27 protein-coding genes are annotated in these 25,235 nt (G+C 66.5%); 21 read left to right on the forward strand and 6 right to left on the reverse strand.

The window, feature by feature from the left end; genetic code table 11:
* Position 1 precedes the first annotated feature (1 nt).
* From ACK99Q_RS13825 to ACK99Q_RS13865, 9 genes are read left to right on the forward strand one after another with little or no spacing between them, the layout of a single operon-like run.
* Positions 2 to 769 carry a hypothetical protein gene (locus ACK99Q_RS13825; protein WP_410186695.1) on the forward strand — a complete coding sequence of 256 codons (768 nt, stop codon included), beginning with the start codon at positions 2 to 4 and terminating at the stop codon, positions 767 to 769.
* Complete coding sequence (locus ACK99Q_RS13830; protein ID WP_410186696.1) at positions 766 to 2,244, forward strand: CpaF family protein; 1,479 nt, start codon at positions 766 to 768, stop codon at positions 2,242 to 2,244. The genes ACK99Q_RS13825 and ACK99Q_RS13830 overlap by 4 nt, the downstream gene beginning before the upstream one ends.
* Positions 2,241 to 3,089, forward strand: coding sequence for a type II secretion system F family protein (locus ACK99Q_RS13835; RefSeq protein WP_410186697.1), 849 nt, complete (start codon positions 2,241 to 2,243; stop codon positions 3,087 to 3,089). The genes ACK99Q_RS13830 and ACK99Q_RS13835 overlap by 4 nt, the downstream gene beginning before the upstream one ends.
* Complete coding sequence (locus tag ACK99Q_RS13840) at positions 3,086 to 3,991, forward strand: type II secretion system F family protein (RefSeq protein ID WP_410186698.1); 906 nt, start codon at positions 3,086 to 3,088, stop codon at positions 3,989 to 3,991. Before ACK99Q_RS13835 ends, ACK99Q_RS13840 begins: the two co-directional genes overlap by 4 nt.
* Positions 3,992 to 4,015: 24 nt before the next feature.
* Positions 4,016 to 4,198 (forward strand): hypothetical protein, encoded by a 183-nt coding sequence (locus ACK99Q_RS13845; protein WP_410186699.1) that lies wholly within the window; start codon positions 4,016 to 4,018, stop codon positions 4,196 to 4,198.
* The gene (locus ACK99Q_RS13850; RefSeq protein ID WP_410186700.1) at positions 4,167 to 4,574 is read left to right on the forward strand and encodes a TadE/TadG family type IV pilus assembly protein; all 408 of its coding nucleotides are present in this window, start codon (positions 4,167 to 4,169) and stop codon (positions 4,572 to 4,574) included. The genes ACK99Q_RS13845 and ACK99Q_RS13850 overlap by 32 nt, the downstream gene beginning before the upstream one ends.
* Positions 4,571 to 4,996: a TadE family protein gene (locus ACK99Q_RS13855; protein WP_410186701.1), complete on the forward strand. Its 426-nt coding sequence runs from the start codon at positions 4,571 to 4,573 to the stop codon at positions 4,994 to 4,996. Before ACK99Q_RS13850 ends, ACK99Q_RS13855 begins: the two co-directional genes overlap by 4 nt.
* A complete protein-coding gene (locus ACK99Q_RS13860) occupies positions 4,993 to 5,415 on the forward strand; it encodes a pilus assembly protein TadG-related protein (protein WP_410186702.1) in 423 nt (140 codons plus the stop codon). The genes ACK99Q_RS13855 and ACK99Q_RS13860 overlap by 4 nt, the downstream gene beginning before the upstream one ends.
* Positions 5,412 to 8,495, forward strand: a complete 3,084-nt coding sequence (locus ACK99Q_RS13865) for a LysM peptidoglycan-binding domain-containing protein (protein ID WP_410186703.1) — start codon at positions 5,412 to 5,414, stop codon at positions 8,493 to 8,495. The genes ACK99Q_RS13860 and ACK99Q_RS13865 overlap by 4 nt, the downstream gene beginning before the upstream one ends.
* Before the next feature lie 124 nt (positions 8,496 to 8,619).
* Here ACK99Q_RS13865 and ACK99Q_RS13870 read toward each other — a convergent pair whose 3' ends face one another.
* Both ACK99Q_RS13870 and ACK99Q_RS13875 read right to left on the reverse strand, forming a co-directional pair.
* Positions 8,620 to 8,943: a DUF6966 domain-containing protein gene (locus ACK99Q_RS13870; RefSeq protein ID WP_410186704.1), complete on the reverse strand. Its 324-nt coding sequence runs from the start codon at positions 8,941 to 8,943 to the stop codon at positions 8,620 to 8,622.
* Between the two features lie 201 nt (positions 8,944 to 9,144).
* Positions 9,145 to 9,963, reverse strand: a complete 819-nt coding sequence (locus ACK99Q_RS13875) for an adenylate/guanylate cyclase domain-containing protein (RefSeq protein ID WP_410186705.1) — start codon at positions 9,961 to 9,963, stop codon at positions 9,145 to 9,147.
* Between the two features lie 173 nt (positions 9,964 to 10,136).
* Here ACK99Q_RS13875 and ACK99Q_RS13880 point away from each other — a divergent pair, with 173 nt between their 5' ends.
* Positions 10,137 to 10,637, forward strand: a complete 501-nt coding sequence (locus tag ACK99Q_RS13880) for a hypothetical protein (RefSeq protein WP_410186706.1) — start codon at positions 10,137 to 10,139, stop codon at positions 10,635 to 10,637.
* A 248-nt stretch (positions 10,638 to 10,885) separates the two neighbouring features.
* Here ACK99Q_RS13880 and ACK99Q_RS13885 read toward each other — a convergent pair whose 3' ends face one another.
* The gene (locus ACK99Q_RS13885) at positions 10,886 to 11,467 is read right to left on the reverse strand and encodes a GNAT family N-acetyltransferase (protein ID WP_410186707.1); all 582 of its coding nucleotides are present in this window, start codon (positions 11,465 to 11,467) and stop codon (positions 10,886 to 10,888) included.
* Between the two features lie 243 nt (positions 11,468 to 11,710).
* Here ACK99Q_RS13885 and ACK99Q_RS13890 point away from each other — a divergent pair, with 243 nt between their 5' ends.
* Positions 11,711 to 12,277, forward strand: a complete 567-nt coding sequence (locus ACK99Q_RS13890) for a hypothetical protein (protein ID WP_410186708.1) — start codon at positions 11,711 to 11,713, stop codon at positions 12,275 to 12,277.
* A gap of 67 nt (positions 12,278 to 12,344) precedes the next feature.
* Here ACK99Q_RS13890 and ACK99Q_RS13895 read toward each other — a convergent pair whose 3' ends face one another.
* Positions 12,345 to 13,058, reverse strand: a complete 714-nt coding sequence (locus tag ACK99Q_RS13895) for a tyrosine-type recombinase/integrase (RefSeq protein WP_410186709.1) — start codon at positions 13,056 to 13,058, stop codon at positions 12,345 to 12,347.
* 328 nt (positions 13,059 to 13,386) lie between these two features.
* Entirely contained in the window at positions 13,387 to 13,623 is a 237-nt protein-coding gene (locus ACK99Q_RS13900) for a hypothetical protein (protein ID WP_410186710.1), read from the reverse strand.
* A gap of 437 nt (positions 13,624 to 14,060) precedes the next feature.
* Here ACK99Q_RS13900 and ACK99Q_RS13905 point away from each other — a divergent pair, with 437 nt between their 5' ends.
* The 9 genes from ACK99Q_RS13905 to ACK99Q_RS13945 all read left to right on the forward strand — a co-directional run bounded on the left by ACK99Q_RS13905 (position 14,061) and on the right by ACK99Q_RS13945 (position 23,670).
* On the forward strand, positions 14,061 to 15,128 hold the full coding sequence (locus tag ACK99Q_RS13905) for a dsDNA nuclease domain-containing protein (protein WP_410186711.1): 1,068 nt from the start codon (positions 14,061 to 14,063) through the stop codon (positions 15,126 to 15,128).
* Positions 15,121 to 15,693, forward strand: a complete 573-nt coding sequence (locus ACK99Q_RS13910) for a hypothetical protein (RefSeq protein ID WP_410186712.1) — start codon at positions 15,121 to 15,123, stop codon at positions 15,691 to 15,693. Before ACK99Q_RS13905 ends, ACK99Q_RS13910 begins: the two co-directional genes overlap by 8 nt.
* Positions 15,690 to 17,630 (forward strand): hypothetical protein, encoded by a 1,941-nt coding sequence (locus tag ACK99Q_RS13915; protein WP_410186713.1) that lies wholly within the window; start codon positions 15,690 to 15,692, stop codon positions 17,628 to 17,630. The genes ACK99Q_RS13910 and ACK99Q_RS13915 overlap by 4 nt, the downstream gene beginning before the upstream one ends.
* Positions 17,631 to 17,956: 326 nt before the next feature.
* Positions 17,957 to 18,871: a bifunctional DNA primase/polymerase gene (locus tag ACK99Q_RS13920; protein WP_410186714.1), complete on the forward strand. Its 915-nt coding sequence runs from the start codon at positions 17,957 to 17,959 to the stop codon at positions 18,869 to 18,871.
* Positions 18,872 to 19,238: 367 nt separating this feature from the next.
* Positions 19,239 to 20,075: a serine/arginine repetitive matrix protein 2 gene (locus tag ACK99Q_RS13925; protein WP_410186715.1), complete on the forward strand. Its 837-nt coding sequence runs from the start codon at positions 19,239 to 19,241 to the stop codon at positions 20,073 to 20,075.
* A complete protein-coding gene (locus ACK99Q_RS13930; RefSeq protein WP_410186716.1) occupies positions 20,068 to 21,048 on the forward strand; it encodes a ParB N-terminal domain-containing protein in 981 nt (326 codons plus the stop codon). The genes ACK99Q_RS13925 and ACK99Q_RS13930 overlap by 8 nt, the downstream gene beginning before the upstream one ends.
* 65 nt (positions 21,049 to 21,113) lie before the next feature.
* Positions 21,114 to 21,752, forward strand: coding sequence for a hypothetical protein (locus tag ACK99Q_RS13935; protein WP_410186717.1), 639 nt, complete (start codon positions 21,114 to 21,116; stop codon positions 21,750 to 21,752).
* A 9-nt stretch (positions 21,753 to 21,761) separates the two neighbouring features.
* Entirely contained in the window at positions 21,762 to 23,354 is a 1,593-nt protein-coding gene (locus ACK99Q_RS13940) for a M23 family metallopeptidase (RefSeq protein ID WP_410186718.1), read from the forward strand.
* A 22-nt stretch (positions 23,355 to 23,376) separates the two neighbouring features.
* Positions 23,377 to 23,670 carry a DUF6112 family protein gene (locus ACK99Q_RS13945; protein WP_410186719.1) on the forward strand — a complete coding sequence of 98 codons (294 nt, stop codon included), beginning with the start codon at positions 23,377 to 23,379 and terminating at the stop codon, positions 23,668 to 23,670.
* 51 nt (positions 23,671 to 23,721) lie between these two features.
* Here ACK99Q_RS13945 and ACK99Q_RS13950 read toward each other — a convergent pair whose 3' ends face one another.
* Positions 23,722 to 24,768: a hypothetical protein gene (locus tag ACK99Q_RS13950; RefSeq protein ID WP_410186720.1), complete on the reverse strand. Its 1,047-nt coding sequence runs from the start codon at positions 24,766 to 24,768 to the stop codon at positions 23,722 to 23,724.
* Positions 24,769 to 24,916: 148 nt separating this feature from the next.
* Here ACK99Q_RS13950 and ACK99Q_RS13955 point away from each other — a divergent pair, with 148 nt between their 5' ends.
* Positions 24,917 to 25,231 carry a DUF6112 family protein gene (locus ACK99Q_RS13955; RefSeq protein ID WP_410186721.1) on the forward strand — a complete coding sequence of 105 codons (315 nt, stop codon included), beginning with the start codon at positions 24,917 to 24,919 and terminating at the stop codon, positions 25,229 to 25,231.
* Positions 25,232 to 25,235 lie beyond the last annotated feature (4 nt).

Consider the following 25,235-nt stretch of genomic DNA (forward strand, 5'->3'; position numbering starts at 1 on the left):
GATGGCGGTCCTCGCGCTCGCTTCCGCGTCGGGGTCGCCCGGCGTGACGACGACTTGCCTGGGGTTGGCGTTGTGCTGGCCGCGTCCGGTGTTGCTGGTGGAGGCCGACCCGACCGGTGGGTCCGGTCTGCTGGCCGGCTATTTCCGGGGCACCCGCGAATACCGCGCGGGCGTCGTCGAGTTGGCACTCACCGGCACGGATCTTGCCGGCAGCCTCGCCGAGGTTGCCGAGCCGATCGACGACACGCCCGTCTCGTTCGTCGCCGGCACCAGATCTCACACCCAAGCCGCCGCGTTGCGGGACCTCTGGGAGCCGCTGTCGGTCGTCCTCGGAGATCTCGAGTCGACAGGTCAAGACGTCATCATCGACGTCGGACGGCTCGGACTGACCGGCTCCCCCACTCCCCTGCTGGACAGCGCCGACCTCGTCCTGATCGCGACTAGGACTTCACTGCCTGCGCTGTCGGCCACCCGGTCGTGGGGCGATGCCGTCGCCCGGTCGCTCGTCCACTGGCGCGAACCGCGACTGCTCCTCGTCGGCGAGGGCGACCCGTACCGCGCGCGCGAGGTCACGGCGGCAGTGAAACTCCCGGTCCTCGCGACGCTCGCCGACGACCCGGAGGCCGCGGCGGTCCTCCACCGAGGGGCACCGCCATCGCCCAAGTTCGACTCCGCTCCCTTGGTGCGCAGCTTGAACGCAGCGGTCGCCGCGGTCCATGCGGTCGTCCGCGCCCAGCGTCTCGACCTCGTCGAAGGAGCAGCGCGATGACGACTGAACCCACCGACGGTCTGGCCGCCGAGCTTCTCGACTTGCCGCTGTTCGCCACCCCACTGCCCCTGCTGAGTGTGCCCGCCGGGCGAAACGGCCATCAGACCCTGCCACTGCACACCTCCGGCGCGGCGAGCGCCGTCCCCGTCGACTGGCCACTCGTCGCGACGTTGCGGGCCCAGGCATCCGATCGACTCAGCCAGGCCGTGGCGTCCGACCGCGGCCGGCTGCCTCAGGCAGCGCAGCAGGAACTCGGCCGGGCTATCGTGCTGGACCTGATCGAATCGACGCTGACCGATCGGGTCAACGACGGCACGGCGACGATGACCCCGATCGAGCAGGACGCGACAGCCCGCGCCGTGTTCGACTCCCTGTTCAGACTCGGCCGGCTGCAGCCGCTGGTGGACGACGACCGGGTCGAGAACATCGTCATCACCGGTCACGACCGGGTCCTGCTCGAACTCATCGATGGCAGTCTCCTCGAGGGTCCACCCGTGGCGGACTCCGATGAGGAGCTGATCGATTTCCTCGTGTTCCTCGCGTCTCGTAGCGAGGTCAACGCACGCGGGTTCTCCGAAGCCCAGCCGCGTCTGCACCTGCGCCTCGACGGCGGCTCACGACTCGCCGCCGCAGCGTGGGTGACACCGCGACCCTCGGTAGTCATCCGCCGGCACCGGCTGATGCAGGTCACCTTGGACGACCTGGTCGACCGGGACATGCTCACCCCCGTGGCGGCGTCATTCCTGCGGGCCGCGGTCCGGGCACGCAAGAGCATCGTCGTCTCCGGCGGCCAAGGCGCCGGCAAGACCACCCTGGTCCGCGCGCTGTGCGCCGAGATCGACCCGCTGGAAGCCATCGGCACCTTCGAGACCGAGTACGAGCTGCACCTGCACGAGCTCCCCGACCGGCACCGCATCGTGCACCCCTGGGAAGCCCGACCCGGGTCCGGCGAGCGAGGCTTGGACGGGCGACAAGCTGGCGAGTTCACTCTCGACGAGGCCTTGGTGGATTCGTTCCGGTTCAACCTGCAGCGCCAGATCGTCGGCGAGGTCCGCGGCCGCGAGATCTGGGCCATGATCAAGGCGATGGAGTCCGGCACCGGCTCGATCTCCACCACCCACGCCTCCGATGCCATCGCTGCGCTGCGCAAGCTCGTCACCTGCGCGATGGAAGCCGGCTCACACGTCACTCACGAGCTGGCCACCAGCAAACTCGCCGCCACCATCGACCTCGTCGTCCATCTGGACATGACGACCGAGACCGTCGAGGGCAGCCCCAGGCGACGGCGGCAGGTGGCCGAGATCATCGCGGTCGACCCGGGCGAACGCGAAACCGGCTACGCCGCCACCCACGTCTTCGCCCCCGGCCCGGACGGTGTCGCCGTCCCATCCGTCCTGCCCGACCGATACCGGGCACTGGCTGCCCACGGGTTCGATCTCGCGACTTACCTGGGGCAGCAGGAGGTGCGGCCATGATCGTGCTCATCCCCGCTCTCGCGGGCGCCCTCGTCGTCGCTGGCGTGATCGGCCTGGTCATCGGCCTACGACCGAGCGAGGACGGTGACCGGCCGGCCCGACCGCGTCGGACCCCGCGGCTGTCCAAGCAGACACGGCGACTGCTGCTCGCTGGTGTTGCCGCCGGCGTGCTCGCGTTCGCGATCACCGGGTGGGTGTTGGCGCTGGTCGCGACGCCGGTCGCGTTCGTCGGTCTCCCGGTCCTGCTCTCGTCGTCTTCGGCGCACCAGCGGATCGTGCGGCTCGAGGCGATGGAGGAATGGACCCGCACCCTCGCCGGCGTGCTCACCGTGGGCGTCGGACTCGAGCAAGCACTGGTCACGTCACTGCGCTCGACCCCGGCAGCCATCGAGCCAGAGGTCACCCGTCTGGTGTCGCGGTTGCGGGCCCGGTGGAAGACCGAGGACGCCCTGCGCGCTTTCGCCGACGAGCTCGACGACGCCACCGGCGACCTCGTCGCCGCGAACCTCATCCTCGGGGCGCAACGCCGCGGCGCCGGACTGGCCAGCGTGCTGGAAGGACTCGCCGAGTCCGTCGCCGCCGACGTAAGAGCACGCCGCCAGATCGAAGCCGACCGCGCCAAACCCCGCGCCACCGCCCGCTGGGTCACCCTGATCAGCGTCGGCGTGCTCGTCGTCCTGGCAATCTCGGGCACCTACGTCGAGCCGTACCGATCCCCGCTCGGACAGGTCATCCTTGTCCTGCTCCTCGCCGCCTACGTCGCCACCCTCGTGTGGATGAAACGGATGGCGATCGGCCGACCGATGCCCCGCTTCCTCACCACCTCCGACGGGGTCGCGCCGTGACCACCGGACTGCAGCTCATGCTCGCCGCCGGCATGCTGATCAGCCTCGGACTGGTGCTGCTGACTGCGCGGTTGCTGCCCGCCGAGCCTGACCTGGTCGACGCGCTCAACCGGCTCTCACCGCAGCGACGGATCAGCGCCGGCGACGACGCCGGCGGCGCACCTCGCGGCAAGGAACGCATCGGCGTGTGGGCGATCAAGCACCTCCCCCCAGCGCTGTGGATCAGGACTCCAACGCGCGAGCTCGCGTTGCTGCGGATTCCAGTCGCCCGGTTCTACGGCGACAAACTCGCCTTCGCCGGCCTCGGCCTACTCATCTCACCGCTGCTGGCATTCCTGTTCGACCTGCTCGGGCTCGGCCTGCCGTTCGTGATCCCCGCGCTCGGGTCCTTGGTCCTGGCGGCCGTGATGTTCTTCCTGCCGAACTACAACGCCGTCGACGACGCCCGCAAGGCCCGCATCGAATTCTCCCGCGCGCTCGGCGCATACATCGACCTGGTCGCCCTCGAGCGCAACAACGGCGCCGGGGTGCGCCAAGCCATGGAAGCGGCCGCGAACGTTGGCGACTCGTGGGTGTTCCGCCGCCTCAGCGAAGAACTCACCCGATCGCGGTGGTCCGGCCAGCCCCCGTGGGACGCCCTCCACGCGCTGGCCGACGAACTCGGGCTCCCCGAACTGGACGACTTCGCCGACATCATGCGCCTGTCCGGCGAAGAAGGAGCCTCCGTCTACACGAACCTGCGCGCCCGCTCCGCCGCCATGCGCACCGCCATGCTCGGCGACGAGATCGCCGAAGCCAACGCCATCGGCGAGCGCATGACCATCCCCGGCTCCCTGCTCGGCGTCATCTTCATGGCCCTGCTCGTCACCCCAGCCCTGCTGCGGATGTTCACCAACACCTGACCCTCAACGGAAGGAACACCCACCATGAGTCGACTCACCAGCGTGCTGCTCATGCTTCAACTCGGCCTGGACCGCTACCACCGGCGCAACCGCGGATCGGTGACCACCGAGCACGTCCTCTGGGCGGTCGCCGTGATCGCGATCGTCGCCATCGCCGTCGCCGCCATCCGGGCCTATGTCCAGTCACAAGCCGGTCAGATCAGCTGACCGGCAAGCCGAGCGCGGCTCGGTCACGGTCGAGCTGATCATCCTGCTGCCCGCCCTGTTCGCGGCGATGTTCCTGGGCATGCAGGCCGCCCTGTTCCACCACGCCCGCGCCGTGGCGATCGCCGCTGCCCAAGAAGGCGCCCACGCCGCCGCCAGCGAGACCGGCCGCGCATCTGACGGCGTCACCGCCGCCACCGCATTCATCGCCGACGCCGGCGGTCGCGACGTCCTCACTTCGTCGCGGGCGACCGCCACCCGCTCGGCCACCACCGTCTCGGTGACCGTCCGAGGGCGGAGCCTCAGCGTCATCCCCGGCTGGTCGCCCACCGTCAGCCAGTCGGCATCGCTGCCCGTCGAACGGCTGACCGCGCCATGACCGCGCGTCCAGAGCACGGCTCGGCCACCATCGAGGCCGTCATCGGGCTGCCGGCATTCATCCTGTTCGTCGGGCTGATCATCTTCGGCGGCCGCACCGCCGCCGCCCATGGAGCCGTCGAGTCCGCCGCCGCGGACGCCGCCCGCTCCGCGTCGATCGCCCGCACGGGTGACCAAGCCCGCACCGACGCGCACGCCGCTGCCCGCGCCAGCCTGGCCAGCCAGCAGATCGACTGCACCCGGATCACGGTCGAGGTCGACGTCTCCGGCTTCGCCACACGCGTCGGCGACCCCGGCTCCGTCGACGTGACCGTCACCTGCCGCGTCGACCTCTCGGACCTGGCCGTCCCCGGCGTCCCCGGAGCCCGGACCATCCGGGCACACACCTCCAGCCCGATCGACACCTGGACGGAACGCTCATGACCCACCGCCGGCGCGAACGCGGCTCGATCAGCCTGTGGCTCGTCGCCACCAGCATCGTGATGACGATCCTGGTCGGGCTGGCCGTCGACCTCGGCGGGCAAGTCCACGCCAAGCAACGCGCCCACAACCTCGCCGCCCAGGCAGCCCGAGCCGGGGGGCAACACGTATCCGCCGCACCAGCCGCCGAAGGCCACTACCTCGCCGTGGACACCTCCCGCGGTCGAACGGCAGCCCGAGGGTTCCTCTCCGCTGCCGGGGTGAGCGGGTCGGTGTCGATTCACGGCGGCGACACCATCACCGTCCGCGTCGCCGACACGTACCGGCCCAAGTTCCTGAGCCTCGTCGGCATCGGTGACCTCCCCGTGACCGGCCACGCGTCAGCTCGACTCGTCCGCACCATGAGAGGGAACGAACAATGACCCGCCAACGCCTCCACGGTATTGCCGCGACCCTCGCCATCGTCGCCTTCGTTGCCGGCGTCCCCGTCCTCCTGCTCGCGATCGGAGCCACCCCATCGGGCGGCGACATCACCGGCTTGCCCAGCATCCTCACGCGCCGCGACGACGGCACCCTGGCCCTGCTGCTGCTCACCATCGCGGTGTGGATCGCTTGGGCTGTCGTCGCTGCCAGCCTGGTGGCCGAGATCGTCGCCCAGGTCCGCGGCCTCCGAATCCCAGCGGTGCCCGGGCTCGCCCTCCCGCAGCGCGCTGCCCGTCAACTCGTGACGGTCGCCGCCTTGGCCTTCATCGCCACACCCGGGGCCGTTCCCGCCCTGCCGGTCCCGGCCACTCACGCCGCCGTACCGGTCCCGCGGCCCGACAGCGACCCTCCCGCGGCCGCGCCTGTCGTGTCGGCGCCGCGCGAAGTCGACCCGCCTGCAGCAGAACACGTCAAGCCGCCTCCGCCCACGACCGTCTACACGACCAGACGGGGCGACAGCCTGTGGAAGATCGCACAGCGGGTGCTCGGCGACGGCACCCGCTACACCGAGCTGGTCGATCTCAACCGTGACGTCCTCGGCGGCCGGCCCGACTTCCTCCCCATCGGGCTCACACTGCGCGTCCCCACACTCGACGACACCCAGGCCGACCGGTCAACACGCAGCTACGTGGTCAAGGAAGGCGACACCCTCTGGGACATCGCCGACCGCGAACTCGGCGACCCGGCGCGCTACCGCGAAATCCTCGACGCCTCCACACACATCGCGCAGCCCGACGGCGGCCGCCTGACCGACCCCGACCTGATCATCCCCGGCTGGACGCTCGCCCTCCCGGCCACGGGTCAGCCCGCGGCAAGCAAGCCGCCAACGCAGGAGCGCGCCGTTCCCTCCCACCCCGATGGCTCCCACCATGAGGCGGCATCGACCCGCTCCCCACAATCGGTCGAGCAGACGATCGAGGGCGTCGTCGACGCGTCACCGTCATCCACTTCTTCCGCCTCCGAGGCCGATGAGGCCGGTTCGTCGGGGTGGTTGGTCCCCGGGTTGGCGGCAGGCGGAACGGTGCTGGCGGGGTGCCTGTTCCTGGCGCTGCGTGCACTTCGGCGCGCCCAGCTGCGCTACCGCCGTCCGGGACAGGTCTTGGCGCCGACGCCGACCGACATGCAGCCGACCGAGAAGACCGCCGTCGAAGTCAGTGTCGGCGTCGCAGGCACTCTGGAGTTCCTCGACCGCGCGCTGCGGCATCTGGCCGCTGAGTTCGACGGCCGCGCCGAACCTCACCCGAAGATCGAGCGCGTCTCCCTGACGGCCGACACGCTGGACGTCCACCTGGCTGAGCCCGCCATCCTCCCGGCGCCGTGGTCCGGCAACGAAAAGCGGTGGACGCTCATCACCGACGCCGACGTCCCGGACATCGACGCTCTACCTCCGTACCCGCTGCTCGTGAGCATCGGCCAGAGCGACACGGGCGCACTCGAGCTGCTCAACCTCGAGCATTTCGGCACCGTCGACCTGACCGGTGACACGGAGCCGGTGGACGCCCTCGCCCGCCACCTCGCTGCGGAGCTCGCGCTCAGTCCCTGGTCCGTCCTCGTGGAGGTCCACACCGTCGGCATCGCTGCGGAACTACAAGGGCTCGATGACCTCCGCCTGCACCACCACGCCGAGGCTGTCGACATCGGAGCGCTAGTCGATCAGATCCGCGTATCGCACGCCGCCGATTCAGGAGATCCAGACCCCTTCCGGGTCATCATCGCCGCCAGCGGCATCGACGTCGGTGAGTTGCGTGATCTCGTCGCTGCCCCTGCGCAACGGCTCGGCGTCGCCGTGGTCGCACTGGTCACGTCCGCAGGGTCCGCCGCAGTGACCCTGCAGGTCGACTCGGCGCATCGACTCCGCATCGATGGGTCGGACCTGAGACTGCAGGCGGCAGGACTGACGACGTCCGAGGCGACAACGTGCGCTGCCATCGTCGACGCAGCCCGCCAGACCCCGACCGTGTCCAGCCCGGTCTTCGAACGCCCCACCGACGACCTGCAGACCCTCATCGACCAGACAGGAGCCGTCCGCGAGCACCTCGTCCAGCCACGTCCCGCGGGGCCCGCCGGCGCTCGCTCTCTCCTACCCCAGCAGACCGGCGACTACGTGGACGCTGCCGCCACTACCGCCGAGGACGTCGCCGAGCTCGCGCCAATCATTCCGAAGCCGGTGGCCGACGAGCTGCTTGAGGCAGACCCCGATCTCGACCGCGACCTCGCCGCGTGGCGCGACCCTGAGTCCCGTCTCCCCAAACTCGTCGTCCTTGGTCCGGTGGCCCTGTCTGCCCACGGACCGACCGCTCCCTCCGACCGGCGCCGGCCGGTGCTGCTCGAACTCGCCGCGTACATCGCCCTGCACCCCGAAGGAGTGGTGTCCCGAGAACTCGCAGAGGTGTTTCGCCGTAGTGAATCGCGCATGCGCAATGACGTCAGGGATCTCCGTGCCTGGCTCGGGTCGAGCCCTATCACTGGCCTCCCCCACCTGCCCGCAGGCGACGCGTCCCGCCTCTACCAAGAAACCGGCACCCCTGGTTACCAAGTCGACGACCTCCTCGTCGACCTCGAGTTGTTTCGCCGCCTCAGAGCACGCGGGCACGCCCGCGGCGCCGAAGGACTCGACGACTTGCTCGCCGCTCTCCATCTCGTCACCGGCCCACCGTTTGCCCTCCCGAGCGGCCACGGATGGAGTTGGCTCTACGACGACAACCGAATCCACGAGACCGCTGCGACCGCAATAGCCGACGTCGCTCACCTCGTCGTTGCGCGAACCATGGCTGAAGGCGACCTCGAGACAGCCAGGGCCGCAGCGCAGATCGCGTGCTCCGCGATCCCTTTCGACGAGGTATGCCAGCTGGACCTCTTGAAGGTCGCGTTCGCTGAGGGACACACCCAGGCCGCAACCGAGATGCTGGACCGCGACGTGCTCAACCGCACGGATGAGTACATCGGCACGGTCGAACCGCCGGATCGAACCAGGACCCTCACCAGCACGCCGGATTGGAAGAAGCGCCGCACGTCCTAAGCGACTCGCTCCGCCATGCCGGCTCGGTCCGCGTAAATGCAGCCGTGGGGCATATGCGGCGGAAGGACGCACCAGCGGCGACAGACTCCAGCGGTTCCGGGAAAGTCGGCTGGAGTCCGCGTGACTAGTCGCGTCGCTCGAGATCCCGAAGCAGTGAAGACGCGTCGTCGTACAAGGCTGAACGCAATTGACTGAAGTGCGCGTCGACCTGTTCGAGACGTTGGTCCGGGAGCCTCGGACGCAGCCAGACGTCGTTGAAGCTGCCTGCCCCGCCGTACGCGCTGAGGAGCCGAGTCAGGCCATGGCTGTCGTGGGCGGCGATCTCCGCGCGTGCCTCTGCCATCCAAGATGACCAATGGTCTTGGCCCTCGTCGCTGAGAAGACGGACGGTTGCGGAGAGATTCGCGAGCAACCTGCCGAAACGCAAGTCCGCCTCGGTCTGGTCCATACGGAACCCTAAACACGAAGGCCCGTCACGCGGTGGTATGACGCAAGCGGATCAGTCGAAATCGAACCTAAGGGCAAGGCGTGCTTCTCGGTCCATCTTGGTCAAGGTCCGGCTCCCGCCGACCGAGTTCGGTGCGGCTCGACCGTTGGGCGAAGGTCCCGCGTGAAGGCTGGACCACCCCTCCACGCCAGATCATCCGGCTCAGCCCAGGGGGTTGTCCCACCGAGGCCAGTATCTGCCGTGCTCGGCGAGGTACGCCAAGGATTCTTTGGCGCGTTCCTCGGCGCCTTGCATCGGCATCCACATGCCGGTGTTGTAGATCTCACGAATCTCGACCATGTCAAGACCCTTCATCGGGACCTCGCGTGCTTCCTGAAGCTCGAAAATGCGCGATTCTGGCTGCGGGCTGCCCGCAGCACCTGGCGGCAGTACGAGGTCGAGCTCTCGGTCCGCCCAGTCGGCTGCCGGAAACGCAATCGTCGACGAGATGACCTGCTCCGAGTCCTCCGGCTGGCGGACTCCCGCGCAGCGCGCTGCCAGTGCGACTGGCGCACCAAACACCGAAACGTTGTAGCGCATCGGGGTGCCGGCGTATCCGACAATCACGGGCCCGGACGCAATACCCATGTGAGGTTGGTAAGCGTGCACGTCTCGGCGACTCATGGCAGCCGCTGCCTGTACCGCGTCGACAAACGGATCTTCGGAGCCGAACTCCTTTGAGTAGACGACCATCACTTCGTCGCCGATGTATTTATCCACAATGCCCGGACGGCCGTGCAACGCCTCCTGCGTGACCCATGCAAAGAAGTTCTGGACGTAGATCAACGTCTCGGCCGGCGACATCTCGAGCGTCCGGGTAGAGAAGCCGCTGATGTCAGCAAAGAGAACGACGGCGTCGATCTCTCGGCCCTTGGCCGGAAACCCAAAGCCGAAGCCGTCGTCGAGGACACCGTCAATGTGAGACATCGTCGAAGCGAGAAAGTCCTCTAAGGAGTGATACTGCCGATCGGGAGCCACCATGCCCCGAGCGTATTGCCGATGCCGGCATTCGGGTCTGACTTGTTGATCACAGCGCGGAACCCGCACTTGCGGCCTCGTCCGTTCTCGCCGTGCCAATGACGATTTGCTGCAAGTATGAAGTTCTTGTCGCAACGCGGCCCAACGTTTCGGGTGCCTCAAAGCGGGCTGGAACAATGATCGACGTGCGATGGTTCCGGAACCGAGCGGCTAACCAGTACGACTGGCGCCCTGCCTTCGACTTGATGCTGGAAGAGTCCCGGCGATCGGTCGACCGACAGATGCTGAGCGTGCGTGAAGCGCGGCAGCGTGCCGGAAACCTTCTCGGCTACGCGTCAATTGTTGCGGCGGCGCTTGGCTTCAGCGCGCGAGATGGCGAACTCACTGCCACCGGCTGGGCCGCGATCGGTGGATTCCTTATCGTGGGGTTGGCCGTCGTATACGTGCTCTACCCCCGGCGCTTCCGTCAAGACCTTCAAACCGCTGAGATCGATGCTTGGTTCGACCACCCAGACAACACCGGAGTGGACCACATGGTTCGGAGCGCCGCCCTGGCCCACGATGCGAACTACGCCTACAACCGATCGAGGGTGACCAAACTTCATCGCGGCATCACCGTCGCGGTCGTAGGCCTTGTGATCGAAACCGCGGCCTTGGCCACGAAGCTCGTGCTTTGATACATGGCGTGGGAAACGATAAGAAGCCGGCGCCTCCGCCGCGCCCGGCGCCTCTCCCGAACCCAGTCGTCCCGGACGTGCGCGAGAGCCCTGCACCTCCGCGCCCCAGACCGGCGCACCGGCCCGCGAAGGGCGATTGAAGCGGGGCGCCGGCACCTCGGCGTCGCCCTCCGTGTCTCCGCGGTCCTGTGGATGCGTCATCGTGGGCGAAGCAGACTGAATCGCGGAAGGACGCAAGCTCGCTACGGCTACGCCGGTGCCAGCCGCTTCTGGTCGATCCAGATGCGGGGACGCTTGTAGAAGAAGAACTGCGGCTTAGCCGAGTTCGGCATCGTCCAATTGCGCCCCAGTAGTGGCGGCAGAGGTTCGAAGTCGGGGAGCACATTGAAGCCGTGCGACTTGTAGAAGTTCCTGAGTCGATCGACTTCGAGATTTGCGGTGACGTTGCCGAACCACGCTCGGACCCCACGGCTGGCTAATTCCGCCTCCAAGTACCTGAGAAGCTTGGAGCCGAGACCTTGGTTCCGGTGAGTTGGATCGACCGTGACCAGATCGAGCTCGCTATGTTTATCGATAAGCGGGAGTACTCCATGTGCATCTGGCAAGCCCGCACGGCTCGCCATAATTGCTCCTGCCGCGATTTGAGTCCGACATGACATCGCCGCCGCGAGCAGGCGGCCAGTCTCGTCGTGAATCTGCGGGACAAGTGCGGCGTAGAGGTAGTCGTGTTCAATGACGGGAACAGCGTTGTCCTCGATACCCACGAAAACACGCTCGAACAGCTCCTGAACCTCAGCGCGCTGCTCGTTCGTACTTGCAAGGGTGATCATCGGATGAACATACCTTGCGCTTCGGACGTAGCGTCCACTAAGCACTTGCGCCGCTTCTCTGAATCCATGTCCTGCGTCCGTGCGCCCGAGCATCCTCTTGTGACGGCGTGGCCGCAAGAAGTAGAGGCCTGGTCTCCGTGAAATCACGTGCCGGCTAGAGCTTCTAGACTGAGGTGGTTTGTCTCCCGGCGGAGACGCCCACGCGATCGAGCATTGCTGCCCTTCACTGACTAGTCTGCCGCCATGGCCTCTGACCCGACTGCATGGAGCGAAGTTTGGCTGGCCCTCGCGGGGGCTCCCCTCGGTGCCGGTATCACCGTCCTCGGCGTCTGGCTGACCAATCGCCACAACACAGTCACAAATCAGGCAATGCTCGAGGGGCAGGCCGCCCAGCAGCGTGCGCGCTTGGAGTTTGAGCTTAGAGCTGAGCTGCAGCGAGAGACGCTTAGGCAGCGAAGTGACATCTACGAGAATGTGCTGGAACTCGCTGAGGACGCAATTCACCTCGCTTCATGGGGCGGCGCCGATGTTCTTCCGGACGACCAGTCACCGATTACCAATAGTGACCTACTCGACATCAAGGCGCGACTCCCGATCCTTCAACATCGCGTAGGGGTCCACTGTTCTTCCGACGTGAGAGCGCAGTTTGGCCGGTTCCGTGACTCGCTTCGCGACATTTGGGAGGTCAGTCCGACTGAGCAGTGGGATGCACTCGCGACAGACGCGCGGGAACTCCAAGACTGCGTGATCTCAGCCGCCATCCAAGATCGAAGCGGAGGCGCGGCGGACGACGGACTTGGCGGGATGTAAAGAGACGGCGCTCGCGGCGGTTCCCGTAGTGCAGCTGAGTTTAAGTGGGCGCAAAGGACGCCGACGTTCATACGCCTGCGACGTAGGCGGTGAGGAAGTGGACGCCGTGACGGTCGAGGCTGCCGCGGGCACGGTCGTAGTGCTCGGTGGTGCGTGGGTCCGCGTGGCGGGCCAGGATCTGCGCGTCGCGGAGCGGGACTCCGGCATCGAGAGCGTTGGTGATTGCGGCGGGGCGCAGTGAGTGCGGGCTGATGTGCCGCGGGATGCCGGCGACCTTCGCGATCCGGGCAACCATGCGGTAGGCGTCGCGTCGGTCGATCGGGTTGCTCCTGGTCGGTCGCAGGACGAGTGGCCCGGCGGTGCGCTCACCTCGGCATGCTTCGAGGACGCGGAGGATGGGGACGGTGATCGGCATGGTGGCTGGCTTATTGCCTTTGCCGACCAAATGCAGGACCCGTTGCCCGCGTAAGGTCTCGGCGTAGTCCTCGATTCCAACTGCTGCGGCTTCGGATCCGCGCAGCGCGTTGATACCCAGAAGGAACGCCAGGGCACCGTGGTGGACCGTGAGGGTCTGAGCAACTTGGAGAAGGCGGATTGGTTCGAGGCGATCAAGTCCTTGGGTGCGGGACTCGACGTGTTGGACCTTGGGCAGTCGTGCGTAGACCGCTGGGTCGGCCGCGATCAGCCCATCGATGTGTGCGAATCGGAAGAATCCGCGGACCCCGCGCATCATCGTCACGATCGAGGAGTCCATCAGTCCGCTGTCACCGAGCTGGTGCATGTACAGCTCGACGTGAGCGCGTTGGATCCCGAGGAGGGGTCTACTCCGTTGCTCTCGCACCAGATGAACCAGCGCCGAAGTTGGTAGGCGTACAGGCTGTGCGTGCGGCCCGAATAGCGTGCCAAGTATGAGACTGCAGCGAGTTGAGCAGTCGTAATTTTGGTGGGTTGGAATGGGAAGACGGTCGACTCGGACATGGAAGGCTCCGCGCGGCGACTGACTTGTCTCAGCCCGCCCGCCGCAAACGCGCTGAGCGCGTGGGCTCGAGAGGTTAGCCCGGCGCCAAACCCGACGAGTCGCAGCCAGCGCGATGATGCGAACGTCCGACCTAGGGCATCTCGCGATGCGCCTTGGAAGCTGGCTTGGACTGCTCCGTGGTCGGCGCGAAATCGAAGTGACCAACGATTTCGTCAGCGACGTGCTTCCCGTGGCGCACGGCCTGATCCACGTACCACTCGCGCACGGGAGGGAAGATCGCGAGACCTATAACGAGGCAGGAAAAGATGACCCTCGCAAAGCGACGAGGTAGCAATCCGGAGTAGCCGGTGAGGTCGAATGCATCCACGCAGTGGATCTTGACGCGTACGGCGGACATTTCGGCGAGGCACCGGGGGAAATGACGACCAATCCGCGTCGAAGATCGGACCAAGACTCGTGTGGTCACTCCAGATGCCGTCCTCGGGGGCGGCCGCATGCCGCGTACCTCCAGGCTCGGCTCGTACCGCTCTGCGTTATCAAACACCGAGTGCAGTGACAGCCGTCCGCCGGCGTCAAGGAACCTCGCCTGACCAGTCGCGTACGCGGCGGAAAGAAGTAGATCACGCGGACTGACAGCGAAGTTGGTTCCTGGAATCGTCGCGATTCGCGCTACTCATGTCGCAAGAACCTTCCGGGTCGGGGGGCAAACTTCTGCTACTCCGAGACACCGGAGTCTCCGAATGGAATCCTCGGGGGCAGCGTGGCGCATGAGCCCGTCGTCCCATCCCACGCGAAGGAGGCACAGTGACCGTAGTCGAAGGCGGTCGCCGTGCCCGACGCGGCTTTGCCTATCAGGACGCCGTAACACTGCTGGACTGCCTCGAACTCGGAACCCTCTACTCGAAGGTGTCGTTCGAGGACGCCGAGGACATCGTCTGCGTCAGCCTGGCGGGTGACTGCGTCATCTACCGGCAAGTCAAGACAATTGAAGGCGGCGGCCGGCACAGTGCGGCGACTATCACTAGTCCCGACAAGAAGGCGAAGATCGAGACCAGCATCCTCGGCAAGCTGTTCACCGCGAAGCCGGAATCCCCGCTGACTGAACGATTCACGCTCTTGGTCAATGAGGAACCGCAGCCGAACCTCAAAGCCTTCTGCTGCGACCGGGAGTCAACCCCAACGCCGTCGGCGGACGAAAAGGCCGTCATCGTTGAGAAGCTCGACGGGCTCACCCTGCCGAATGGCTGCACCATCGAGCAGCGCGTCGACGCGTTCGAGGTCATCGTCGAAGGTCGAAGCATTGAAGACGTCGAAGGCAAGTTGATCGGCAAGCTGAATGCCGGATTTCTCGAACGTTTCGGGGTGCAGTTCTACTCCGACCTTCAAGAGGTTCTTGACCGGCTGCTGGCCGAGGTCGCGCGGGATGCTCGCGCGCTTGAGCCGAAGGAATGGACTGCGGCAGACTTCGCGGCTCTCGTCGAACGCATCATTACCCAGGTGACCGGGCGTAGGGCCGACGGCGCAGCTGAACCCCTACCGGCTTTGTCGAGGAAGCTGGAGGCCGCCGGACTGAGCGAGCCCGAGATCCAGGCTCAGAACGACGCCTGGTTGCGATACCGCCGTGAGCAGCGTTCCGCTGTTGGAATGAAGCTCGCCGAGCTGAATGACCTCAGCGACGAGGTCCACGCGGTCACCGTCGAGATCAATGCACAACGACGCGCAGGTGCGATTGCGGACGGCGCGGCCGCCTACGCCGCCACGATGGAAGCGATGAGAGAGTTGTCCACGCGGCTCGGAACATCGCGCGCTAAGACGCTCCAAGCTCTCTGCGACGTCACCGCCCGCTGCCAGAACAGGTACCGCGATGAGTGACATCGGCCGCTCCGTGGTTCCGCCATTGCACCGGGCGTGGGACCCCGACGAAAGCCTTGACTTCCATGCCGCCCGCATCTTGGTGCTTCTCCGAATTTGCGGTGAAGGCGCACGCGGGAGCATCGAAGGCCGAACCAAACTGGCGAAGCTGGACTTCTTCGTCAGGTATCCGCTGTTCCTCGCTCGCGCCCACGAAGAGATGCGAGCAACTGACCCGAACCTCGCGATGTGGGAGCCCCGCGACCATGAAGTCGAAGCGCCCATGATCCGGTACCGGTACGGGCCGTGGGACCCCCGCTACCGCCAGTTTCTCGCCTTCCTCCGGGCACGCAACCTGATTCGGATCACTAACGCCAGGATAGAAAAGGTGGCCCTGACGGCGGCCGGGGTGAAGGCTGCGGAGGAACTTCTGCGCCGTCCTTCCTTTGCCCCGATCGCCGAGCGCTGCAGCACAATGCGCGACTCGCTTTGCCAGCTCAACGGGACCGAACTCAAAGACCTGGTTTATGACCTATTCCCCACTGAGGTCGGCGAGCTCCGACACTGGAATGAGATCAACCAATGACGACGCTGGCGCAGGAGCCCCAGCCGCCCCTCAACCTGGGCCGCGGCCTCCGCATCCTTCACATCGAGCTCATCCTCGACTCAGGCGAGGTCGAGAGTTTCGACCTTGGGCAGTCGCCCATCACCTTCATCACAGGGGAACGAAACAGCTCGAAGACGACCACGTTGAAAGTCGTCGACTTCTGTTTCGGCAACCGCAAGACGGCCGAAACCGTGCTCGGCGTTGCCGTCGCGCGTGACTATCAGGCGGTTGCCATTGAAATCGCCACCAACGGCACACGGCACCGCCTTGTCCGGGAGTTCAAGCACGGGTTGAAGACCAAGGTCCTCATCGACGGCGAGCCCTACGAACTAGCTGATGTGTCCGAATGGGTTCTGAGCACGCTCGGCTGGCCTGTTCTGCAGATTCCTCTCGGGGTGAACCCGGCGACAGCAACCAAGGAACACCCGCTCTCGTTCCGCGACTTGCTGCGGCACATCTACCGCCGTGAGACGTCCTGGGCGGAATTCGCCAGCAAGGAGGAGGAGTTTCTGCGTCGCGGGGTCGTCAGCCTGTTCCTCGGGTTCGCTCCACAGCGGTACGAGTCGGCGACGTTCGAGCTCGGCCAGGCATCGCGGACACTGGCGCGGGCCGAAGCAGCGCACCGCGAGGCCGTCGAGAGCACCCAGAAGACCGTCAGCGGTCTGACCCGCCAGCTGAACTTGCCGCCGGTGATCGACACAAGCAGCCTGACACGCGCTCGCGACCTCCTCGAAGGCGAACTGCGCATCGCGGTCGAAACCCGAGACGCGATCACGCGCTCGGCGGAGTCCGCAGCGCATCGAGCCGACCTGGAGGCCGGTGCCCGCACCGACACTGCTGAACGTCTCGAAGAGCTCGCCTTGGAGATCGAGGCGGGCGGCCAGCGGCTGGGGCAGCTCCGCTTCGTGCTTGCTGAACACGGTCGATCAGTTGAGAACGTTCAGGGCGAGATTCACCGACTGCTGCGGTTGCGCGACTCCGTCGACGTGTTCGACCAGCTTCCCGTTCGGGTTTGCCCTGCGTGCGAGCAGGCCGTGGATCCTGCCGAGCACGATCATCCTGGTTGCTACGTCTGCGGACAGGAGGTCACACTCGACCTGCGCAAAGCGCGAGCCGATCGTGAAATCCGTGCACTCCAGTCCGAACTTGAAGATTTGAACGAGGTCATCGAACGAACCTCGGTTGAGGTGGACAACCTCTCGGCTGCACGGGAGATCGCTGAAGACACCCGCAGGAGGTTGACTGCGCAGCTTCAGGATCGCCGCCGGATCGCGCTTGCCCCGTTCATGGCACAACTCGAAGACTCCGCCGCTGAGATCGGACGGCTGCGACAACAGTTGGCCGCCTTGCCAGCACTGGAAGCCATCCTTGCCCGCACAGAGGAGACCAGCGCGGCAGTCGCCAAGGCGCAGGCAGAGGTGGACCGACTGCAGTCGATCTCCGACGGCGAGGCTGCAGCATCCAGCAATGCAGCCAGACGCTGCGCGCAGTTCGCCGACTTCATGAACGAGTTCCTCAACCAACTCCCGACAGACGGAACCTGGATCGGCCTGTCGGTCACGGTCTCTTCCGAAGACGTGGCGTTCTTTGTCGGTACAGGCCGCTGGGACTCGAAGCTCGGCGCCGAGACCAAAGTGCTGTTCTTCCTCGCTTACAGTTACGCGCTCGTACGCCTCGCGGGTCTACCGGATCAGCAGACCTGCGCCCCCGGCGTCCTACTCCTTGATAACCCGTACCAACAGGGCATCCCGCCCGCAGAGGTCGAGCGGGCTCTGGACCTCATCGGTCGAGCCGCGCAGGAAACCGGCTCCCAAGTCGTGGTTACTCAGACCCGACCCGCCCCGAACCTGACCGTGCCGTATACAGAGATCCGAATGCAGAAGGTCTACGACGCACGTCGTGACGGCTCGGCCTGATGCTCCGGTCCCCACCGGCCCGGCATGGGGACTGTCCCGCGTTCCTCCACCGGGGTGCCCCCGCGGCGTCGCGACGCGTCGCGCCATCCGCCGTCGCTGACCGGCCCCGGTCCGCTCATGAATGTCCCACATAGGAGTCTGGCTCGCATCGGTTTCTGAACAGGGGGTGTTCGGGGGTGTTCGCCTGGCGAGGGGCCTGAACTTTCTGAACAAATTTGCGAACGCCCTCTGATCTGCGAAAACGCAACGCGAACGCCCCCAACAGTCCGGGGACGTTCCGGGGCGTTCGGACCGGGAATCGCCGGTGCTGGGTGCACATTCAGGGCATGAGGAGAGTCCAGGAGCGACAAGCGCCGGCGGATCGCTGGGGAGCTGAACTACACGAGGCACTCGCGCTCGCCTCGTCCCAGGTGGATGCGTTGAGTCTGTTGTTGAGCCGGCACATTCCCGTGTTTCCCTGCGTGCCGGGCGGGAAGACTCCGCTGACGGCGCATGGGTTCCACGACGCGACCGCCGACATTGCGCAAGTCGGCCCGTGGTGGACCCGGTGGCCTGACGCCAACATCGGCGTACCGACCGGGGCCCGATCGGGCATCGACGTCGTGGACATCGATGTTCACCCGGCAGGTTCCGGGTTCGACGCCTTCAAGGGTGCTCGAGCCGAGGGTCTGGTCGACGGCTGGTCGTGGCTGGTGAGGACGCCGTCGGGCGGGGTTCACGTCTACTTCCCGAGCGAGCAGGGTCGCGAGCAACGGTCGTGGCAGGTGCCCAGCCAGCACATCGACTTTCGTGGCGACGGCGGTTACATCATCGTGCCGCCGTCGGCGGTCGCGGACTCCGACGGATGCGGTGGCGTGTACCGGTCCATCGCGGTCGCCACCCATCACGAACCCGCTCCCATGGACGCGCGAGCGTTGCGGGCATTCCTGGATCCCCCGAAGCCGATGGCCAGACCGATCGACGCACCAGCTCTCGACGCTCGACCGGAACGACTCGCGGCGTGGGTGGCGAGCCGGACTCAGGGTGGACGAAATGCTGGCCTGTTCTGGGCGGCGTGCCGGATGGTCGAGCAAGGTCGCGACTTCACCACCACGGCGACCCTGCTGAGCCGTGCCGGCTGCGAGGCGGGCTTGTCCGAACGGGAGTCGATCACCACCATCCGATCGGCCTACCGGGTCGCAGCCCAAGCAGCGGCCCCAAGCGCGAACCGATCGATCCCCGTCGAAGCAGTCGGACGATGAACACGCAACAGCGGTACCAACGTCGCGTCGACCGTTCCACTCGCGAGAACGGCATCTCGCCGGCCCTGGTTGGCCCTTCGGAGGACGCCATTTCTGGGGATCTGACGAAGCCGCGCTCGCTTGGCCAATCGCCCTCGATGAACAGACCGCGCCGGACTATCGCCTGGGTGCGCGTCAGCGAACTGCACGCCGTGCTGGGGTCGCGCGCCGTCGGGCGAGGCATCGATCTGCAGAACGAACTGGCACGCCGGGCGCGCCACGCACCCAGCAGAATCACGTCGCGAGTCTCCACGATGACGCGCCCGCGGCCATCGGCCGCACCAGCCGCTCCGGCCGGCCTGGATGTTCAGACGGAAGGCCGGTCGCTATGACTGCCCGAACAAATCTCGAGTCCACCGAGGGACTGCGGTTCCTGTTGCTGCGGCTCGCCTACTCCGGGCCACGCGCGTGGCAGGACGAAGCCGAGGCAACTGAGCTGGTCGACTTCCTGACGACCAAGTACGGCGCACTCGCCCGCAAGTACGGGTTGGAGCCTGCTGACGCAGCGGCCGCTGCGTTCGACGTCATGCGCACACGATCGGCTCGAGTCGCGGACGACACGTGGGCAGTCATCACCCGCGCCGTTCAATTGACATTGATCTACGAGGCACGAGCGCAAGGACTCTTGTGTTCAAACCAAACGGCTCGGCGACCCGAGTTGGCGGACTGCCATGACGCAGAGCGGTTCAGCGACCGCGAGCGAGCCCTAGCCGACTTCCATCCCGCGTTCCGTGTCCATGACCCCGAGACCTTTGCCCACACCAGCGACGATCGCGCCGAGGAGTCGACCAACTCCTTCATCGCCTTGGATCGAGCGGTCGAACTGTTCGCCGAGAACGGCTGGACGCCGGCCGCGGCCCGGATGGTCCTGGAGTACGTGTGCTCCCAGCTGAGTAGCTGCGGTGACCGCCAGCGCGCCTATGAGTACCTCCGACGCGACGTCAGAGGTCGCAGCCAGCTGGACCTGGACCAACGGTCGTGGATCCGCTTGCTGCGGGTGGTGCTGGGTGATCCGCGCGGAGACTTCGCGGGCACCCGCCTGGGACGCGGCATCCTGCTCCGGCTCTGCTTGGGTGAGGAACTCGCCGAGCTGTGCTGCGACGACGAGGTCACGGCAATCATCTGGGAATCGTCGCCGGCGGCTGCGGGAGACGCTCATGTCTGAGATCGCAGGCCACATCGAGCTCGAGCGCCGGACGGACTCGATCCGGGTCGGCGTCAGGCACCGTCAGACCACCGGCGACCTATCCGCGTTGGTGGCGTCGATCGGACGGGTGGGCCTGCTGCAACCGATCACGATCACCCCCGACGGTCTGCTGATCTGCGGATATCGCCGCTTGGAGGCAGTCAAGCAACTGGGTTGGCGCACCCTTCGGGTCTGGGTACGGCCTGGGCTGTCCGATGACCTGGCTCGCCTGCTGGCCGAGCGCGATGAGAACACCACGCACAAGCCGCTCACCGCGCTGGAAGCCGCCGCACTCTACGACGAGGTCAAGACGCTGCTGAGTGAGGACGCCGCTCGTCGCCAGCAGCTCTCCCGATTCGGTCGCGAAGATGACGTTTGCGCAGGTCAGCCCGGTGCCGCCGAATCGGCGGCACCGGAGCGCGGCCACGGAGACGTGCGGCGGCAAGCCGCGGAGTTGGTGACGCACCGGGCGTCCTACAACCAGCTGGAGCAAATCCTGCAGATGGAGCGGGTAGCGGCCGATCGGAGCCGCCCGGCGGACGTGCGCAAGGTCGCCGAGAACGAACTCCAACAGGTCCGCAACGGCGGCGCGGTCGATCCGAGCTACCAGCGGGTGCGCGCGGTGGTGACAGCGGCGGAGAAACGACCCACACCCGCCGACGATTTCGATGAGATGGCCGCCGCAGCTTTGGCACGGAAGAAGGAAGAGGACCGGCGACGTGCCCGCCAGAACAAAGCCAGGCGCGCGGCGAGTCTCGCGTCGATCAGGCGGAGCCCGCGGTCCTTCACTCTGTTGTGGGCCGAGATGTTGGGATGGTCGGGTCGGTACGACGCCGAGCAGCTCGCCCGGGAGATTAAGGATGACGACTGGCAACTGTTCCGCAACGTCCTGGACGAGTCGACTGCGTTCGCTCGCGAGGTCGAGGCGCTTCGGCCGGGAGTGGCCACCTGAGTGGTGCCACCTCGACCGAAGGTTCCACCATGCTTCGTCCATTCCTCACCAGTCATCGACCCCGGATGCTCGTCCTGGCGGTGACTGGCGCGTCCGTCGTGTTGCTGCTCGGCGCCGTCGTGGTCGCCGTCAGTTCGCGACCGTCCGAGCCGGCCGCTCAACCCAAAGCCTCTTCGCCTCCCGCTGTCTCAGCCGCGGCCAGAGACGTCCAGATTGGCTCGCCCACAGGCAGCGTCGCGCGCATTACCGACCCGACGCAGTTCGCGCGTGAGGTCGCCGTCGCGATCTTCGCGTGGGACACTCGGACCGCGTCAGGTCCCGAGGAGCTCATCGAGCCGTTCTTGAAGGTCGCCGATCCGACCGGTGAGTCCTCCCCCGGGCTCGTCTCAGACCTGACCGGCTATCTCCCGACCCATCACGCATGGGCGGACCTGCGTCGCTACGAGACTCGCCAGCGTCTCGACGTCACGACGGTCATCACCCCGAAGCTCTGGGCCACCGCGATCGTCCAAGCTGACGGTGAGCTCGCACCCGGGACAGCTGCGTTCACCGTCGAGGGCACCCGACGTCGCAGCGGCATGTGGGAACGTCGGCTGGTCACGTCCGAGCACGACGTCGCGTTCACGGTCTTCGTCGTCTGCGCCCCGACCTATCCCACCTGCCACCTGCTGCGGTTGTCGCGACTCGACGACCCGCTCCAGTAGGACGCACGGATGCGAGTCCTGCTCGCTGGTGCTCTGGTCTCGGTCCTGTTCGGACCAGCAGCTGTCCTGCTGAGCGTGGGGCTGCTGGTGAACCCGGCTGCACAGGCATTCTGTTCGACAAACGAGTCAGGTCTGAGCGTTGGCCCGGTTCCGGATCATGTCGACGCCAGAACGGCCGACGGGTCACCCGTCCGTCTGGACCGCCAGCAACTCGCCCACGCGGCGACCATCGCGCGGGTTGGGAGCCGCCTGGACGAGGTTGGCCGCGACGGGATCACCGTCGCCCTGATGGCCGCGCTGACGGAGACAGGTCTGCGGATGCTCGCGAACTCGCGGGCTCACCCCAGCTCGATGTCGTTCCCCCACGACGGCGACGGCAGTGACCACGACAGCCTCGGCCTATTCCAGATGCGCCCCAGCACGGGCTGGGGACGAGTGCCCGAGCTGATGGACCCGACCTACCAGGCGCGCGCCTTTTTCGGCGGCCCGACCGGACCGAATCGCGGAGCACCGCGCGGGCTCCTCGACATCCCCGGTTGGAGGACGATGTCCACGGGTGCCGCAGCTCAAGCGGTCGAGATCTCGAGATACCCGGACCGCTACGCGAACTGGCAACCCGTCGCGACCCGCATTATCGCAGCGCTCACCGCCGCGAACTCCGTCGCAGGAACCGAACCGGAGTCGAGCCGCGTGGTGTTCCCGCTCCCCCGCGGTTCCTGGCTCCGCACCAGCGGGTTCGGGATGCGTCGCCACCCGATCACCGGCATCCGAAAGCTGCACACCGGCGCGGACTACGCCGCCCCGGCGGGGACGGCGATCCTTGCGGCAGCGGACGGCCGCGTGACCTTCGCCGGCGCTTCGGCCGGTTACGGGAACCTGATCCTGATCGAGCACACCGTCGTAGGTCGACGCATCACGACCGGATACGCGCACATGTACGCCGACGGCATTCATGTAAGGGCGGGTGACCGGGTGAGGGCCGGGGACCACATCGCCGACGTCGGCGTTGCCGGCTACTCCACCGGCGCCCATCTGCACTTCGAAGTCCGCCCCGGCGGGTCCGACGCCGCACCCATCGACCCCGAACCGTGGCTCGCCGCCGGGGGCGCCTCCGAACTCACAACTAACGCACCCGGGACCGGAACGCGCTGCGCCACACAGGCGGACGACGCCGCGAGCTTTGAGGGGGCAAGCCCGGGTCAACTCGTCGACGACCCCACGACCTCCGGCCGCATCACCGCCCGCACCGCTCACGTTCTCCAGCAGGTCAAGCAACGTTTCCCCGGATCGTCGTGGGCTTGTTGGCGACCTGGCAACCCAAGCGCCAACGACCACACGGCCGGCCGGGCTTGCGACGGCACCTTCGGCAACGCCATCGGCACCCGCGCCACCGGCCAGGCCCTCGATTCGGGCTGGAGAACGACCAACTGGCTCCAGGCGAACGCTGAGCGGCTCGGGGTCGAGTACCTCATCTGGCAGGGCCGAATCTGGTCCGTCCGTCGCGCCGCAGAGGGATGGCGGCCGTATGACGGCGGCGGCATGTTCGACCCCAGATCAGTCACGGGCGGGCACTACGACCACGTGCACGTCACCGTCTCCTGACCGGCGCACGCACCTGCATGACGTGACCCACCAACTCTCCCTCGCCGCAGTGCTCACGAATCCGGACTTCGGGGCCGTCGGCTCGTCCTCGACGCTTCGCCACCTCGTCGGGGCACTGCTGGCCTACGGACTGCTGACCGCCGTGATGATGGTCGTCGTCTGCGCGGCGACGTGGGCACTCGCATCAGTGCAAGGCAGCTGGCACGCCGCCAGCAAGGCCAAGACCGGGATCGTCGTCGCACTCGCGGGAGCCGTGCTCACCGGTGGCGCGCTCGCGTGGGCGAACTGGCTCCTCGATCTCGGAGCCACGCTCTGACCGTCGTCGTGCGCGTCTGCTTCGAGATGCCTCGTCGAATGCGGACGCAGGTCAAACTAGCAGTTCGTTATACACCGAGACCCAACCCTTGAGCCGCCGAGCTCGTGTCGCCTGGAGACCACCATGAACGGTCGCTACCACGGTCCCGAGTGCTGCGCCGGCCACGATTCCCATAGGACCGCTGACTCCCGACGTCACCGCCCCCAATACGGTTCCGACTCCGAATTCCACGACTGCCATCTTCGGCAAGGTACCCAAGCCTTCGATCTCTCCCACCGCCGCCGCCAGATAACGGTCTTTCGCGCGGTGCACTGCCGCCTCCACGTCGCCGTTGCGTGCCTCATCGAGGGCACACGCCTCGAACTCGGCAAGGACGCGCTGAAAGTTCTTCATGTGCTTGGTCTTTCGAAGCTCCGCGATCTCGGCCCAACTCCATGCCGACACTTGCGGAACGATCATTGGCACTGCGAAGCCGACGGGACGCCATCCGGACTCCGCAGCCATCCTCTGCCTGGCGACCTCCTGATGGAGCGAGTCCTGCATCACTGCCACGCCCGCATGCGCCGCCAGAGCGAGGTCGGACGTAGCGTGCTTGATCACGACGCCACGCACGAGTTCATCCGGAAACCTGCGCTTAAGCGCACCGTTCGCTCTGTCCAACCGTGCCCATTTCCTTGCGGTGTTCTTCGCTTCGGAGCTCATGTCGGTGTAAACGAACTCCACCCAATCCACACCACCCAGCTGCGGTCTAAGCGGCTCAAGAGTCGGCTGCCACCGAATGGATGTCTTCGATCCGAATGTCACCGGGGACTCGGCTCCTTGACCAGATGGACCCATAGTCAGAGAAAATGACTGCCCAACGGCGATCCGCCTCTGCGAGGGCGTCTGGAATCCCAGTCCGTCTGAGGGGATGTCGCTGACTGCAGAAAGCTCGGGTCCGGCGGTGATCATCTTGGCCCCACCTTCGAGCAGGACACGGTCGAACGTGATCGACGCCTGCTTCAGCCGCGCCGTCAGTGCCACAACGGGTCGACCTGCCAAGAGTGTGTGGGCATTCGATTGCAATGGCGCGAACAGAACTCGCTCTGCGTCAGACATCGGTCTCCTTCGAGTACTCAAGTCCCGACCCTAGGTCCCGGAACCAACGCTTTCGATAACCACTGTCGCCCAGCGAGCCGAGGTCGGACGCGATCCGTCGACAACTCGACACCTGTCGGGTAGGACCGAACACCGCCAGGAGGCCGCCGTGCTCACCCTCAACCCGACCCGACTTGCGACCCGTCTGCCGGCGAACGTCGACATCGACCCGAACTCCAACGGGCTCCCGGGGATCCGCCAGCTCAGTTCCATCGTCGGTGCTTCGATGACCGTCGGGCTGATCCTGGCGGTGCTCGCGGTCGTCATCTCCGCGATCGTGTGGGCGCTCGGCGCCAACTCCTCCAACCCGCACATGGCCGGCCGCGGCAAGCTCGGGGTGCTGGTCGGGCTGGGCGCGGCGATCGTCACCGGGGCATCGGTCGCGCTGGTGAACTTCTTCTGGAACGTCGGCCAGGCAGTCTGACCAG

The sequence above is a fragment of the Aeromicrobium sp. MLTX1 genome, assembly GCF_046452335.1.
GTDB lineage: Bacteria > Actinomycetota > Actinomycetes > Propionibacteriales > Nocardioidaceae > Aeromicrobium.